The 15454-nt window shown below is 70.8% G+C and carries 12 protein-coding genes; 5 read left to right on the top strand and 7 right to left on the bottom strand.

Annotation, left to right across the window (positions count from 1 at the left end):
* Positions 1-128 precede the first annotated feature (128 nt).
* Positions 129-2420 carry a transglycosylase domain-containing protein gene (locus ACGF3I_RS30515; RefSeq protein ID WP_393137652.1) on the top strand — a complete coding sequence of 764 codons (2292 nt, stop codon included), beginning with the start codon at positions 129-131 and terminating at the stop codon, positions 2418-2420.
* A gap of 79 nt (positions 2421-2499) precedes the next feature.
* Here ACGF3I_RS30515 and ACGF3I_RS30520 read toward each other — a convergent pair whose 3' ends face one another.
* The 3 genes from ACGF3I_RS30520 to ACGF3I_RS30530 form a co-directional block, all read right to left on the bottom strand.
* A complete protein-coding gene (locus ACGF3I_RS30520) occupies positions 2500-4545 on the bottom strand; it encodes a SpoIIE family protein phosphatase (RefSeq protein WP_393137653.1) in 2046 nt (681 codons plus the stop codon).
* A 293-nt stretch (positions 4546-4838) separates the two neighbouring features.
* A complete protein-coding gene (locus ACGF3I_RS30525; protein ID WP_393137655.1) occupies positions 4839-5528 on the bottom strand; it encodes a DUF402 domain-containing protein in 690 nt (229 codons plus the stop codon).
* 55 nt (positions 5529-5583) lie between these two features.
* Positions 5584-6975: a class II fumarate hydratase gene (locus ACGF3I_RS30530; RefSeq protein WP_393137657.1), complete on the bottom strand. Its 1392-nt coding sequence runs from the start codon at positions 6973-6975 to the stop codon at positions 5584-5586.
* Positions 6976-7115: 140 nt separating this feature from the next.
* Here ACGF3I_RS30530 and ACGF3I_RS30535 point away from each other — a divergent pair, with 140 nt between their 5' ends.
* Entirely contained in the window at positions 7116-8639 is a 1524-nt protein-coding gene (locus ACGF3I_RS30535) for a ricin-type beta-trefoil lectin domain protein (RefSeq protein ID WP_393137659.1), read from the top strand.
* A 31-nt stretch (positions 8640-8670) separates the two neighbouring features.
* Here ACGF3I_RS30535 and ACGF3I_RS30540 read toward each other — a convergent pair whose 3' ends face one another.
* Both ACGF3I_RS30540 and ACGF3I_RS30545 read right to left on the bottom strand, forming a co-directional pair.
* The gene (locus tag ACGF3I_RS30540) at positions 8671-8922 is read right to left on the bottom strand and encodes a hypothetical protein (protein WP_393137661.1); all 252 of its coding nucleotides are present in this window, start codon (positions 8920-8922) and stop codon (positions 8671-8673) included.
* Positions 8923-9213: 291 nt separating this feature from the next.
* Positions 9214-10881 carry a fumarate hydratase gene (locus tag ACGF3I_RS30545; protein ID WP_393137663.1) on the bottom strand — a complete coding sequence of 556 codons (1668 nt, stop codon included), beginning with the start codon at positions 10879-10881 and terminating at the stop codon, positions 9214-9216.
* A 309-nt stretch (positions 10882-11190) separates the two neighbouring features.
* Here ACGF3I_RS30545 and ACGF3I_RS30550 point away from each other — a divergent pair, with 309 nt between their 5' ends.
* Positions 11191-11889 carry a DUF1707 domain-containing protein gene (locus ACGF3I_RS30550; protein ID WP_393137665.1) on the top strand — a complete coding sequence of 233 codons (699 nt, stop codon included), beginning with the start codon at positions 11191-11193 and terminating at the stop codon, positions 11887-11889.
* A gap of 151 nt (positions 11890-12040) precedes the next feature.
* Positions 12041-12403: a WhiB family transcriptional regulator gene (locus ACGF3I_RS30555; RefSeq protein ID WP_393137668.1), complete on the top strand. Its 363-nt coding sequence runs from the start codon at positions 12041-12043 to the stop codon at positions 12401-12403.
* 164 nt (positions 12404-12567) lie between these two features.
* Here ACGF3I_RS30555 and glpX read toward each other — a convergent pair whose 3' ends face one another.
* Complete coding sequence (gene glpX / locus ACGF3I_RS30560) at positions 12568-13599, bottom strand: class II fructose-bisphosphatase (RefSeq protein WP_393137671.1); 1032 nt, start codon at positions 13597-13599, stop codon at positions 12568-12570.
* Positions 13600-13725: 126 nt separating this feature from the next.
* On the opposite strand from glpX, the gene ACGF3I_RS30565 reads away from it, so the two are divergent.
* Entirely contained in the window at positions 13726-14268 is a 543-nt protein-coding gene (locus ACGF3I_RS30565) for a DUF4245 domain-containing protein (protein WP_393137674.1), read from the top strand.
* Between the two features lie 272 nt (positions 14269-14540).
* Here the strand turns inward: ACGF3I_RS30565 and ACGF3I_RS30570 are convergent, their stop codons facing one another.
* On the bottom strand, positions 14541-15131 hold the full coding sequence (locus ACGF3I_RS30570) for a malonic semialdehyde reductase (RefSeq protein WP_393137675.1): 591 nt from the start codon (positions 15129-15131) through the stop codon (positions 14541-14543).
* Positions 15132-15454 lie beyond the last annotated feature (323 nt).

Below are 15454 nucleotides of genomic sequence, written 5' to 3' on the forward strand. Positions count from 1 at the left end.
GGGGCAGGTGCTGATTCTCACGTACGGAAAAGACGTGATCGAATCCGCTTTGTCCATACGTGCGGTGTTAGTTTTCTGAGCTGATCTGGCGAGTCTGGTGAGTCATATGAAGGCGAGCGACTGAGGTTATGGGCCGAGCGGAAGAGCGGCGCGCCCGGCAGAGCGGGACGCGCCGGGGCAAGCAGAAGGAGAAGAAGAAAGGCATACGCCGGTTCTTCACCTGGAAGAAGATGCTCGGCACGTTCTTCGGGCTCTGCCTCCTCGCGATGGGCGCGTTCTACGTCATCTACCTGATGGTCCCGATCCCCTCGGACAACCAGGAAGCCCATATGGAGAGCAACATCTACAAGCTCTCCAACGGCCAGGTGCTCGCCCGCACCGGATCGGTCAACCGCGAGAACGTCGGCCTCGACAAGGTGCCGGTCCCGATCCAGCACAGCTTCGTCGCCCTGGAGAACAAGACCTTCTACGACGACAAGGGCGTCGACTTCAAGGGCACCACCCGAGGCATCCTCAAGACCCTGATGGGCAAGGGTGCCCAGGGCGGCTCGACGATCACCCAGCAGTACGTCAAGAACAACTATCTGACGCAGGAGCAGACGGTCACCCGCAAGCTGAAGGAGATCGTGATCTCCCTCAAGGTGGACCAGCGCTACGGCAAGAACGAGATCCTCGCCGGGTACATGAACACCAGCTACTACGGCCGGGGCGCCTACGGCATCCAGGCCGCGGCGCAGGCGTACTACGGCAAGGACGTCTCGAAGCTCTCCCTGGAGGAGGGCACCTACCTCGCCGCACTGCTCCAGGCCCCCAGTCAGTACGACTGGCAGACGGCGGGACCGGTCGGCAAGCAGCTGGTGCAGGGGCGCTGGAACAAGGCCCTGGACAACATGGTCGAGAAGAAGTGGCTGTCCGCCGCCGACCGCGCCAAGCTGAAGTTCGAGCCGCCCATGGACGCCAAGGTCGCCCCCGGCATGGAGGGCCAGACCGGTTACTTCGTGGACGCCGCCAAGAAGGAACTGGCGCGCAACGGCCTGGGTGACGACGTCCTGGCCCGCGGCGGCTGGACGATCACGCTCAACATCGACCCCGCCAAGCAGAAGCTCCTCGAAGCCGCGGTCAAGGCCCAGCTCACCGGCAAGCTCGACCCCAAGAAGCGCAAGGTCGACGCCGACCTCCAGGCCGGCGCCGCCTCGGTCGACCCGAAGACCGGCTCGGTGGTCGCCCTGTACGGCGGCCAGGACTTCATCAAGCACCAGCTCAGCAACGCCACCAACACCAGCTACCAGCCCGCCTCGACCTTCAAGCCGGTGATCCTCGCGGCCGCCTTCAACCAGGGCGCCGAGACGCAGGACGGCAAGCCGATCAAGGCGAACACCGTCTACGACGGTGACAGCAGGCGGCCGGTCAAGGGCAGCGACATCCCCTTCGCCCCGCCGAACGAGGACAACGCGGACTACGGCGACATCAGCGTCCAGGACGCGATGAACAAGTCGGTCAACTCCGTGTTCGCGCAGATGGGTGTGGACGCCCACCTCGACAAGGTGCGCGACACCGCAGTGGCCATGGGCATGACCTCCATCAAGGGCCTCAAGCCCGTCCCCGCCATGACCCTCGGCTCCTACGGCGCGAGCCCGCTCCAGATGGCCGCGGTGTACGCCACGCTCGACAACCACGGCAAGGAAGTCACGCCGTCGATCGTGAAGTCGGCCGAGCACAAGGACCACAAGTACGACAAGCCCGACCCGATCGGCAGCCAGGTCATCAGCCGGGACGCGGCGGACTCCGTCACCTCGGTGCTCACCGGCGTGGTCGACGACGGTACGGCCAAGAGGTCGGTGGCCGACGCCGACAACCGCGACGGCAAGCAGGTCGCCGGCAAGACCGGTACCTCCGACGACAACAAGTCGGCCTGGTTCACCGGCTACACCCCGGACCTGGTCACCTCGGTCGGCCTGTGGGGCGAGGCCGCCGATCCGCGCAGCGTGAAGGTCGACGGCAAGGAAGTCCACATCCCCAAGGGCGGCCAGGTCACCATGACCAACGGCGCCGGCGAGGACGGCCGGATCAACGGTGGCTCCATACCGGCCCGCATCTGGGCCGCGTACACCTTCGACGCGGTCAAGGGCGGTACCGGCAAGTTCGACCTGGAGACCGACCAGGGAGCGGCCAAGGAGCCCGCGTTCACCCCGTCGAAGTCGCCGTCCAGCACCGCCTCGAAGTCGCCGTCCGGCACGACCTCCAAGTCGCCGTCCAGCACCGCTTCGAAGTCCCCGTCCGGCACGACCTCCAAGTCGCCGACCGGGCCGACCGGTTCGCCGACCGGCACGACCTCGCACAAGCCGAAGCCGCCGTCGCCGACGACGTCGACCGGCACCGGCGGGGCCAGCCCGCCGGACGATCCGCTGCTGCCCGGCTGACACGGCCGACGGCCCCCACCCCCGCTCGGGGGTGGGGGCCGTCGCCGTACGGGGCGCGGGTGGACGGGCGCGGGCCCGCCTAGCCGCGGGTCGGCAGCTCGAACCAGACGACCTTGCCGCCGGAGAGCCGGGTCGCGCCCCAGCGTCTGGCGAGGCGGTTCACGAGGAACAGCCCGCGCCCGCCCTCGTCGGTGTCCCGGGCCCGCCGCTGACGGGGCAACTGCGGGGAGTCGTCGCCGACTTCGCAGCGCAGCACGTCCGTCTTGAGCAGGCGCAGCGTCACGGGACGCTCGGCGTAGCGTACGGCGTTGGTGACGACCTCGCTCACCAGGAGCTCCACCGAGTCGGTCAGCTCCTCGAGACCCCACCGCTCCAGGGCCCTGCGGGCCAGCCGGCGGGCCCGGCCGGGGGCGGTCTCCTCCGGGTCAAGGAACCAGTACGCCACATCGCTCGGCGCGATCCCGTCGAAGCGGGCGGCCAGCAGCGCGATGTCGTCGTCCCGGTCGCCAGGCCCGAGCATGTCCAGCACGTCGTCGCAGAGCGCCTCCAGCGGCGGCGAGTGGTCCGGGCCGGTCAACTGGGCGGTGGCGGCGAGCCGTTCGCGCAGCTGCTCGATGCCGGTCCACACGTCGCGCAGCCGCGACTCGACCAGGCCGTCGGTGTACAGGAGCAGGGTGGCGCCCGCCGGGGCGTCCAGCTCGACCGCCTCGAAGTCCACCCCGCCGACCCCGATGGGAGCGCCCGGCGGCACCCGCAGGACCTCGGCCCGGCCGCCCAGGTGCAGCAGCACCGGTGGCGGATGGCCGGCGTTGGCGATGGTGATGCGGTGCGCGACCGGGTCGTACACCGCGTACAGGCAGGTCGCCATGCGGTCGGTGCCGAGCCGCTGGGCCTGCTCGTCCAGATGGTGCAGGACCTCGGCGGGCGGCAGGTCGAGACCCGCCAACGTCTGTGCGGTGGTGCGCAGTTGGCCCATGATGGCGGCGGACGTCATCGAGTGGCCCATGACGTCACCGACGACCAGGGCGACCCTGCTGCCGGGCAGCGGGATCGCGTCGTACCAGTCGCCGCCGACCCGGGCCGTCTCGGCCGCGGGAAGGTAGCGCGAGGCGAGCCGCACCCCGGTGGGCTGGGGCAGGCTGTCGGGCAGCATGGTGCGCTGGAGCTCGTCGGCGATGTAGGCCTCGCGGCCGTACAGCACCGCCTTGTCGATGCCCAGTGCGGTGTGGGTGGCCAGCTGGGCCGCCACCAGCAGGTCGTTGGCCTCGAAGGCCGGCCGCTCGGGGCCGCGCACGAAGACCGCGGCGCCGATCACCCGCCGCCGGCCGCGCAGCGGTGCGAGTATCGCCCGCCGCCCGCCGGGCACCGTACGGTCGGGGCCGAGCAGTTCGGCCAGCGCGGCGCGGGCCGCGGGGGACTCGGCGAAGACGGGGCGCACCCCGCGCAGGACCTCGTTCAGCTCGCCGCCGGTGCGCACCTCGCACAGCTCGGACGCGGGGGTGAGGTCGGGCCCGGCGCCGCCGAGCACCGTGAGGCCCTCGGCCTCGGCGCTCTCGCTCAGCGCCTCGTCCACTAAACGCAGCCGGTCGGTGCGGCGCAGCCGCAGCACGAACGGGGTGGCCGGACGCTCGTCGCCGACCGGCAGCGGGTCGCGCAGATGGACCAGGATCGCGTCGGAGAACGTGGGAACGGTGGCCCGGCACAGACCGAGCACGATCTCGTCGAGGTCTATGCCGCGGGCGATCCGCCGCGTCGCGGCGCCCACGAACCGCAGTTGGTCGCCTTCGCGCCGGGCGGCCGCGGCGCCCGCGCCGCCGTCGTCGGAGGCGCCCACCGAGGGCACGGCGGAGGCGGCGGCGCTGTCGCGGCCCGCCCGCTCGGGCTGCCCCGGCACGGACGCGGTCACGCCCGCGCCCCGTTCGGCCGCGCGGGCGCCCAGTGGCGCGCGCCGGGCCGGGCCCGGCCGTTCCGGTACCGCCGGGATGTCGGCATGGGGCCTCCCCCGCTCCTCCGGAGCGGCATGGGGCCTCCCCTGCTCCTCAAGGGCTCGGGGGAGGGTCTGCTCGGTGGGCCGGGCGAGTTCCTTGCGCCGGCTCTCGTGCGAGGTGGGCTGGGGCTCCGTCACGCGTCGGGTTCCGTCCGTCCGGGATGAGGCATCCACCCTGCCGCGAGCGGCGGCAGTGGCAGCGACAGGGTGGGGATGCGCGATGCCGTGGCGTCACGCGGTGCGCCCACCCCCACGTTCTTGCGGCGCGGGGGAGGCCCCGGCCGGGCGGCGGTGACACCGGGCATGCTCCACCCCCCTGTGGTGACATACGGTCAATTCTCGCACCGGGTCCGCCGATCGGCGCTGGTGGATCCTGCGTGCGCCCGCGGAGGACGATCCTACGTTTGAACCCCGGGGGCGCATCAAGGGTCTCACGACGTCATGTGCGCCGGAGTGCGATCCCAGTCCGCCGGGAGCGCGGGAACGGGCCAGCGCGGATCCGGCCGCCATGCCTCCCAGCCGTCCGAGAACGGCCGGCCCCACGCCGTGATCACCTCGACCGCGGCGTGCCCGGCCGCCCGCACCCGGGACGCGAGTCCGTCGTCCATCAGGCCCACCCGCTGGGCCTGGGCGAACTCGTCCTCGTCCAGCCAGCGCCAACTGCGGTCCGGTTCGACGGCGATGTCGAGGAAGTGGTCCGTGGAGTCGATGCCCGCGGACCAGCGTGCGCGCGGCTCCTCCAGGTTCACGTACCAGTTCTTGAAGCGCCAGTCCCGTTCCCAGAAAAGCCAGACCGACCAGGGCTCACCGGGGCGCGCCAGCTTGAGCACACCGCTGCCGAACCACCGGGAGCGCTCCGTGGTGCGCGGGGCGGTGTAGCGCGTGGCCAGCGGCTCCTGGTAGAGCGGCCGGCCGTCGGTGAGCACCGGCCGTACGCACTCGGTGCCGGGCGCCATCCACACCGCGAGCATCTCGTCGGTGTCCTGCACCACCGTCACCGGACGGCAGATGTGGACCGGTGCCCTGCCGTCGCCCCCCGGGGCCGGGGCGTGATCGCGGTAGCGCCAGAGGATCTGGTCCCCCGGCGCCCAGTTACGGGTGCCGCCTCCTGTGCCTGTCATGTGCAGATATTACGGAGTGCGGGCGCGATCACGCTGCGATTCGGATCACCCGGGCTCAGGGCCGGGTCATCCCGAGGACGTCGAGGGCCGCGTCGAGCTGCTCGACCGTCAGGTCCCCGCGCTCGACGTACCCCGCTTCGAGCACCACCTCGCGGATGGTCTTCCGCTCGGCCAGGGACTTCTTGGCCACCTTGGCGGCCTCCTCGTACCCGATGTACTTGTTGAGCGGGGTGACGACCGAGGGCGAGGACTCGGCGTATTCGCGGGCCCGCTCCACATGCGCGGTGACGCCGTCCACGGTGCGGTCGGCCAGCAGCCGGGAGACGTTGGCCAGGAGCCGGACGGACTCCAGGAGGTTCTTGGCCATCACCGGCATCATGACGTTGAGTTCGAAGCTGCCGGCCGCCCCCGCCGTCGCCACCGTCGCGTCGTTGCCGATCACCTGGGCCGCGACCATGAGCGCGGCCTCCGGAATGACCGGATTGACCTTTCCGGGCATGATCGACGAGCCGGGCTGCAGGTCGGGAAGGCTGATCTCGGCCAATCCGGTGCGCGGGCCCGAGGCCATCCAGCGCAGGTCGTTGCAGATCTTGGTGAGGGACACCGCGACGGTGCGCAGCTGGCCGCTCGTCTCCACCAGGGCGTCGCGCGCGCCCTGCGCCTCGAAGTGGTCCCGCGCCTCGGTGAGCGGAAGGCCGCTGACCCGGGCCACCTCGGCGATCACCGCCGCCGAGAAGCCGTGCGGGGTGTTGATCCCGGTGCCGACCGCGGTGCCGCCCAGGGGGAGTTCGGCCAGGCGGGGCAGGCAGGAGCGCAGCCGCTCGACGCCGTGACGCACCTGGGCCGCGTAGCCGCCGAACTCCTGGCCGAGGGTGACCGGCGTGGCGTCCATCAGATGCGTACGCCCCGACTTGACCACGTCGGCGAACTCGGCCGCCTTGCGCTCCAGGGCGCTCGCCAGGTGGTCGAGCGAGGGGATCAGGTCGGCGGTGACGGCGGCCGTCGCGGCGATGTGGATGGAGGAGGGGAAGACGTCGTTGGAGGACTGCGAGGCGTTGACGTGGTCGTTGGGGTGGACGTCGCGGCCGAGCTTCTCGGTGGCGAGGGTGGCCAGGACCTCGTTCATGTTCATGTTCGACGAGGTGCCGGAGCCGGTCTGGAAGACGTCCACCGGGAAGTGCTCGTCCCAGCGCCCTTCGGCGACCTCGTCGGCCGCCTCCCGGACCGCGCCCGCGATGTCCTGGTCGAGCACCCCGAGTTCCGCGTTGACCTTGGCGGCGGCGGCCTTGATGCGGGCGAGCGCCTCGATGTGGGCGCGCTCGAGGCGTTGCCCGGAGACGGGGAAGTTCTCCACCGCGCGCTGCGTCTGGGCCCGCCACTTGGCGTGTGCGGGCACCCGCACCTCGCCCATCGAGTCGTGCTCGACGCGGTACTCGCTGTCGTTCATGTCGGTGAACCTTCCGCTGTTCCGACCCGGTGCGACGCCCGGGTCCCCGAAAAAGTTGAGCACTTGTCTTGTTCTACCTATTCCCAACACGCCTTACCGGCCAGTAAATACCGGGGGTAACTCATAACCGGGGAGGCGCAATGACGCGCACCAGGCACAGACTTCGCTGTACGTTCGCGGCCGCCGTGGCCGCTGCGGCGGCGTTCGGGGGGATGGCGGCCGGCGCGACCACCGCGCAGGCCGCGACCGCATCCTCCGCGCAGTCCACTCCGCTTCCGCCCGAGCTGGAGAAGATCCGGGCCGCCGAGGCGACCCAGCTGTACGGCGATCCGGCCGAGCGGCCGCTCACGGAGCGCAAGACCGGTCTGATCTCGCTGGGCGACAGCGAGATCTCCGGCGAGGGCGTCGGCACCTACGAGGCCGGCACCAACGGCCCCGACAACTGGTGCCACCGCTCGCCCGACTCCGCCATCCACCGCACCGGCATCCCGGCCGACGAGACGTACAACGTCGCCTGCTCCGGGGCCTACACCGGCAACATCCGGATCGGCGGCACCAAGCAGTACGCCGACGAACTGGTGCAGAGCGACAGCCTCGCCATCAAGGCCCGCAACACCCGCATCAAGATGGTGCTTTTGGTGGCCGGGGCCAACGACGACCTCCAGTTCGGCCCGGTCATGACCGACTGCGTCGAGCGCTACCTGCTGCTCCAGGGCCCCTGCCAGTCCAAGTACGAGTCCGGCTGGCAGGCCCGCGTCGACGGCCTGGTGCCCAAGGTCGAGCAGACCGTGAACGACCTCAAGACCGTGATGCGCGACGCCGGTTACACCGACGGCTCGTACAAGCTCGTGGTGATGGGCTACCCGAGCCCGATCGGCCCCGACTTCCACGACAACCCCGCCTTCCCCGGCAAGCTCGTCTGCGGCGGGCTCGGCTACGACTCCGACACGGTGTGGGGCCGCAACACCGCGGTGCCCGCGTTCGAGGTCGGCATGCGCAGGGCGGCCGAGGACACCGGGGCGACCTACCTCGACAACTCCCGCCTCTTCAACGGCCACGAGGTGTGCATGGAGGACACCTGGGCCCGCGGTCTCTACATCGACCTCTCCAAGCCCGGGCTGCCGGACTCGAACTCGGTCCGCCAGTCCTTCCACCCCAACTACCGGGGCCACGGCGCCTTCGCCTCCTGCCTCACCCAGCTGTACAACTCGGGTGCCAGGGAAGGCAGTTGCGCGGACGCGGCCTCGACCGGGGCGCCCACCCTCTACCCGCTCGCCTGGGACGACGCCTACCGGCCGCTGAAGAACGAGGCGACCGGCAGCTGCCTCGACGTCAACGCCTCCACCAGTGCCAACGGCACGGCGGTCATCGGCTGGGACTGCCACGGCGGCCGCAACCAGAACTGGTGGTACGACGCCGGCCGCAAGTCGGTGCACACCCAGCTCACCCAGGACCGCTGCCTCGACGTGCCGGGGGCGAACTACACCGCCGGCGCCAAGCTGATCATCTGGAACTGCTCGGGCGCGGCCAACCAGGAGTGGGTGCGCCAGTCCGGCACCCTGCGCCCTGCCGCCGCGAGCGGTCTGTGCGCCACGCTCGGCGCCGCCAAGGACCCGCTCACGCTGCGGCCCTGCGACGGCACGGCCGGCCAGCGCTTCGCCTGACCCGCGTCCGCCCGCGCCACCCCCGGCCCCGTCACGGACACCCGTCCGCGGCGGGGCCGAGGTGCGCCACTTCGATGGCGGACGGGGACAGCGCGGACGAGACCCGCACACGGACGCCCGACGCGAGCGGGGTGCGGGCCCGCGCGGCGTACTTGAGCGGTCTGCCGTGCACACAGAAGGCCACCTCGCCGTACCCGCCGCGCGGAATCGCCGTGACCACCCGCCCGGCCGCGCCGACCATCGCCTCGGCCGTCGGCGACGCCTTCGCGCGGCGGTGGAGCACCCGTCGGCGCAGCTCCGTGAGTAAGCCGCCGGATCCGGTGAAAAAGCCCAACTGCGCCACCCCTCCCGGTGGTTGAACCGTCCCGGCCGATGCGGCGGCCGGGTCGATTGCGGACACATGCCAGGATAGGGGCCCAATTCGGCTGGCCCTCAGGGTCTTTGGACCCTATTCGCAGCCGACCGCCGGCCGCCGACCGGCGGGGTGGACGTCGGCCGGGGCGGACGGCGGTGGAGGGATGGGCGGCGAGGGGGTGCGGGGCCCGGTGGTGGCCCCGCCCATCGGAAGGCCGGATCAGGCCTGTCCGGCGCCCCGCACCGGGATGTTGAGGAACGTCGGGGGCTCGGCGGGCGCCTGGAAGAAGTCGTTGCCCTTGTCGTCGACGACGACGAACGCTGGGAAGTCCTCGACCTCGATCTTCCACACCGCCTCCATGCCGAGCTCCTCGTACTCGACGACCTCGACCTTCTTGATGCAGTCCTGCGCGAGCCGCGCCGCCGGGCCGCCGATCGAGCCGAGGTAGAACCCGCCGTGCGTACCGCAGGCGTCGGTGACCTGCTGGGACCGGTTGCCCTTGGCCAGCATCACCTTGGAGCCGCCGGCCGCCTGGAACTGCTCGACGTAGGAGTCCATCCGGCCGGCAGTGGTCGGGCCGAACGAGCCGGAGGCGTACCCCTCGGGCGTCTTGGCCGGGCCCGCGTAGTACACGGGGTGGTCCTTGAGGTACTGCGGCATCTCCTCGCCCGCGTCCAGCCGCTCCTTGATCTTGGCGTGCGCGATGTCGCGCGCCACGACCAGCGGACCGGTCAGCGACAGGCGGGTCTTGACCGGGTGCTTGGTGAGCTCGGCCAGGATCGCGTCCATCGGCTGGTTGAGGTCGATGCGGACGACGTCGCCGTCGGCGGCGAGGTGCTCGTCCGTCGTCTCCGGCAGGAAGCGGGCCGGGTCGGTCTCCAGCTGCTCCAGGAAGACGCCCTCGGCGGTGATCTTCGCGACGGCCTGGCGGTCGGCCGAGCAGGAGACGGCGATCGCCACGGGCAGCGAGGCGCCGTGCCGCGGCAGGCGCACCACGCGCACGTCGTGGCAGAAGTACTTGCCGCCGAACTGCGCGCCGATGCCGATCTTCTGTGTCAGCTCGAAGGCCTTCTTCTCCAGCTCCTCGTCCCGGAAGCCGTGGCCCAACTCCGAGCCTTCGGAGGGCAGTTCGTCCAGGTAGTGCGCGGAGGCGTACTTCGCGGTCTTCAGGGCGAACTCGGCGCTGGTGCCGCCCACCACGATCGCCAGGTGGTACGGCGGGCACGCGGCGGTGCCCAGCGAACGGATCTTCTCCTCCAGGAACTTCATCATGGAGGCCTCGTTCAGGACGGCCTTCGTCTCCTGGTAGAGGAACGACTTGTTGGCCGAGCCGCCGCCCTTGGCCATGAAGAGGAACTTGTAGGCGCCGCCGTCGGTGGCGTACAGCTCGATCTGCGCGGGCAGGTTCGAGCCGGTGTTCTTCTCGTCCCACATGGTCAGGGGCGCCATCTGCGAGTACCGCAGGTTCAGCTTGGTGTACGCGTCGTAGATGCCGCGCGAGAGCGCCGCCTCGTCGCCGCCCTCGGTCAGCACGTTCTGCCCGCGCTTGCCCATCACGATCGCGGTACCGGTGTCCTGGCACATCGGCAGCACGCCGGCGGCCGCGATGTTGGCGTTCTTCAGGAGGTCGAGCGCGACGAACTTGTCGTTGCCCGAGGCCTCCGGATCATCGATGATCTTGCGCAGCTGGGCCAGGTGGGCCGGGCGGAGGTAGTGCTGGATGTCGTGGATCGCCTCGGCGGCGAGCGTGCGCAGCGCCTCCGGGTCGACCTTGAGGAACGTGCGGCCGTCGGCCTCGAAGGTGGAGACACCTTCGGCGGTCACCAGGCGGTACGGCGTGGTGTCCTCTCCCAGGGGGAGAAGGTCGGAGTACTGAAACTCTGGCATTGCGGCCATTCCTCACTCGGCAGACAGCTGCTGGACCTCCATTGGCACAGCACCCTCCAGCGTATGCGGCGCCCGGAGCGCCGCCGCTGTGAGGTAGGGCTCAGTTGGTCGCGGGGGTGATCCGGGGCGGCCGGCGGGCGGTGCCGGGGGGCGCGCGGGGTGGCCCGGGCGGGGTGCGCGGCGGTGGCCCGGCCGGGGTGTGCGGCGGTGGCCCGGCCGGGGTGTCCGGCGGGGTGTCCGGCGGCAGTGGCCGAGTCGGCGCCCTCCCGCGACTAGTCGCGATCTATCGCGTTTGGGTACGCTGCCTCCGTGGACCTCCAAAAGCACGCCCAGCCGGATCCCGCGGAGCCCGCGAAGGCCGGCCTCGTCCAGCACGCCGAGCCTCCCGCGCTGCGGGCCTCCGACGCGGACCGCGACCGCGTCGCCGACATCCTGCGCGACGCGCTCGCCGAGGGGCGGCTCGACGCGGCGGAGCACTCCGAGCGCATCGACGCGGTCTACCGCGCCAAGACGGTCGGCGAACTGGAGCCCCTGGTAAGGGACTTGCCGGTGAGCGGGGCCCGTCCGCACCCGGTGGCCGCCGCCGCCCCGCACGAGACCGAGGAGACCGGCGGGCCGGTCGACGCCGAGAACCTCGTGGCCGTCTTCTCCGCCTCCACCCGCAAGGGCCGCTGGCGCGTGGGCCGGCGCACCAATGCCTTCTCGCTGTTCGGCAGCGTCGAGATCGACCTCACCGAGGCGCTCTTCGAGCAGCGTCTGACGGTCATCAACGCGACTGCGATTTTCGGCAATGTGGAGGTGCGGGTGCCGGAGAATCTGAGCCTGCGCGGCAGCGGCACCGGAATTTTCGGCAACTTCGAGGTGCACACCCTGGAAGCCGATGATCCGGAGGCTCCGGTGGTCGTCGTCAATGGTTACTCGGTCTTCGGCAACATCGAGGCCAAGCCGAAGCGGGGCAAGCGCATCGCCGACCTCCACCACCGGCTGCGCAAGCGGCTCGAATCCTGACGCCCGCGCGGGCGGACGGCGGCGCAGGGTTTTGGCCATCGGCGATCCGAGCGCAGTTCCGCACAACGGAACTCAGTGCATAGGCCCGCGTACAGCGGGTAGGGACTGTCGCATCGTCGCTCGCTCGCGAAGCCGTCGTCAGGAGTAGACCGTGCTGCATCCGCCGCATCATTCCCTGCAGGTCGCCGCCGTTCCCTCGCAGCGTGGTCCAGGTGGTCCAGCTCGGGAGGACCAGGCGGGCCCGTGGCACGCGGAGGCGGTCTGCCGCCGGGACGAGGCGGGCCTGTTCTTCGCCCCGTCGAAGGAGCCGACGGCCGCCCGGCTCTCGCGCGAGGAAGCGGCCAAGCGCGTCTGCGCCCGCTGTCCGGTCATGGTGGAGTGCCGCGAGCACGCCCTGCTGATGCCCGAGCCGTACGGCGTCTGGGGCGGTCTGACGGCCGCCGAGCGCCGGGTGGTGATCGCCCGCCGGCGCCGCCGCGAGGTCGAGCTCAAGAAGTCCCCGTCCGCCGCATAGCCGCGCCCGCGGCTGCGCGCGGCTCTGCGTGAGTGAAGGGGCGCCCCCGCCGCACAACGGGGACGCCCCTTCACTCACGTACGACCACTGCCGCGCGCACGCCACTCACGTACGACCGCTGCCGCGCTTACGCCGCTCACGCGCGAACTGCCGTACTCCCGGGGCTACTTGGCCCGGTCGAAGTCGATCTGGCTGTACGCGCGGAGCTTCGACAGGCGGTGCGTCGAGTCGATCTGGCGGATCGTGCCGGACTTCGAGCGCATTACCAGGGACTGGGTGGTCGCGGTCTCCGCGCGGTAGCGGACCCCGCGCAGCAGCTCGCCATCGGTGATGCCGGTGGCGACGAAGAATACGTTGTCGCCGCTGACCAGGTCGTTCGTGGAGAGCGTACGGTCCAGGTCGTGCCCGGCGTCGAGCGCGCGCTGACGCTCGGCCTCGTCCTTGGGCCACAGCTTGCCCTGGATGACACCGCCCAGGCACTTGATCGCGCAGGCCGAGATGATGCCCTCCGGGGTGCCGCCGATGCCCATGAGCAGGTCGACGCCGGTGCCCTCGCGCACGGCCATGATCGAACCGGCGACGTCACCGTCCGAGATGAACTTGATGCGCGCGCCGGTCTCCCGGATCTCCTTGACGATGCCCTCGTGGCGGGGGCGGTCCAGGATGACCACGGTGACGTCCTCGGGCGAGGAGTTCTTGGCCTTGGCGACGCGGCGGATGTTCACCGACACCGGCGCGTTGATGTCGACGAAGTCGGCCGCCTCGGGCCCGGTGACCAGCTTGTCCATGTAGAAGACCGCGGACGGGTCGAACATGGTGCCGCGGTCGGCGGCGGCCAGGACGGCGATCGCGTTCGGCATGCCCTTGGCGTTCAGGGTGGTGCCGTCGATCGGGTCGACCGCGATGTCGACCTCGGGGCCGGTGCCGTCACCGATGCGCTCCCCGTTGTAGAGCATGGGGGCTTCGTCCTTCTCGCCCTCGCCGATGACGACGACGCCGTTCATCGAGACGGTGGAGACGAGGGTCCGCATGGCGTTGACCGCCGCGCCGTCCGCGCCGATCTTGTCCCCGCGGCCGACCCAGCGGCCCGCGGCCATGGCGGCGGCCTCGGTGACCCGGACGAGCTCAAGGGCCAGGTTGCGGTCGGGGGCCTCGGGGGAGACCTCGAGTTCGGACGGCAGATGATGCTCGGTCATCGGAGCGCACCTTTCTGTACGGCGACGGCCGCAAGGTAAGAGGGTGCTAGGACTCTATCGGCACGTCGACAAATTGAGCAGAGGGGCCCACGTATGAGCAGCGGGATGACCTGAGAACATGGGGTCGTGGCAGGAACGCGCAGCAGCAAGCAGACAGTCCGGAACATGCTGCAGTCGCTCGCGGTGATCGGCATCGCGGCGGCTGTGATCTATGTGTTCATCCCGCACGACGAGTCGGCCGCGCCGCCGCTCAAGGCGGTGAACTACAAGGTCGAGCTCTCGACCGTGCGCCGGGCCGCACCGTACCCGGTGGCGGCCCCCGTCGGCCTGCCCGAGCAGGACAAGTGGAAGGCCACGTCGGTGTCGTACGACGGCGCCAAGAACAACGCCTGGCACCTGGGCTTCCTCGATCCCGAGAACCAGTACGTGGCCGTGGAGCAGTCGACCGCGCCCTCGGACAAGTTCGTCGCCGAGGTGAGCCGCAGCGCGAAGAAGACGGAGAAGTCGCAGCAGATCGCGGGCGCGACGTGGACGTTCTGGGACGGCCCGAAGTACGACGCCCTGGTGCGCCAGGACCAGGGCCACACGACGGTGGTGACGGGGACAGCGCCGTATGCGCAGCTGGTGACGATGGCGGGGGCGCTTGAGTCCAAGCGGGGGAGTGGGTGAGGGGGCTGCTCGCGGGGGCGGCTGCTTGAGGGGGTGGCTGCTTGAAGAGGTGGCCCTCACCTCCCCTCCCTTCCCCTCACCTCCCCTCATCTCCCTCGGTCCCGCCCCTTGGGCTTCTGGCCCTGGCCCCTGGCTTCCGTTGGCCGTGGGAAACCGTTCGGAACATGACGAGGGCCGCCGCACCGGGAAGGTGCGGCGGCCCTCGTGGGGTCCGGCTGCTGCGTACCTGCGTACTGCGTACTCAGCTGTGCGCGGCGCGTGGCGCGGGTGGCTCAGACGGTGGTGACGACGTCCTCGTAGGCCAGGCGCGGGCTGCGGGGGTACCAGGCGTCGGCGCCCGGCTTGCCGATGTTGACGACCATCAGCGGGGTGTGGTCGTCGTCCAGGAACTCCTTCTGCACACCGGAGAAGTCGAACCCGGTCATCGGACCGGCGGCCAGGCCGGCGGCACGGACACCGACGATGAAGTAGGCGGCCTGCAGCGCGGAGTTCAGCAGAGCGGCGCTCTCGCGGACCGGGCGCTCGGAGAAGAAGGCGTCCTTGGCGGCGGGGAAGTGCGGGAAGAGGGCGGGGAGCTCCTCGTGGAACTCGTTGTCCGCGGAGAGGATCGCGACGAGCGGCGCGGCGGCCGTCTTGGGACGGTTGCCCTCGGCCATGTGCTGGACAAGGCGCTCGCGGGCCTCGGGGGAGCGGACCAGGGTGACGCGCAGCGGCGACTGGTTGAAGGCGGTGGGGCCGTACTTGACCAGGTCGTAGATCGCCTGGACCTGCTCGTCGGTCACCGGCTCGTCGGTGAAGGTGTTGGCAGTGCGGGCCTCGCGGAAGAGGAGGTCCTGGGCGGCGGGGTCAAGGGCGAGGGACATCTGTGTCATACCTTCCGGGCTGCTGATCAAGCGATGTGCCTGACGGTACGCCAGGGTTAGGTTAACTTTCAACTAAATGGGGGTGGGGGTGATTAGGGTCACAGGGGGGCTGTGGCGTCCTGTCGCCTCTCGCGTTGTTCCCCGCGCCCCTAAGCAGCAGCGGTGCTGGCCCGCACCGGGCACCTCAGCCCGTCCGGCGTTTGAGGACGAGCGCCGTTCAGGCGCGATGGGGGGTGCAGGGGGCGCAGCCCCCGCCGGGGTCCGAGGGGCGGAGCCCCTCAGGGGGTCTGGGGCGCAGCCCCAGGGCCAGGCACCCTCCAACC

The sequence above is a fragment of the Streptomyces sp. NPDC048111 genome, assembly GCF_043202815.1.
GTDB lineage: Bacteria > Actinomycetota > Actinomycetes > Streptomycetales > Streptomycetaceae > Streptomyces.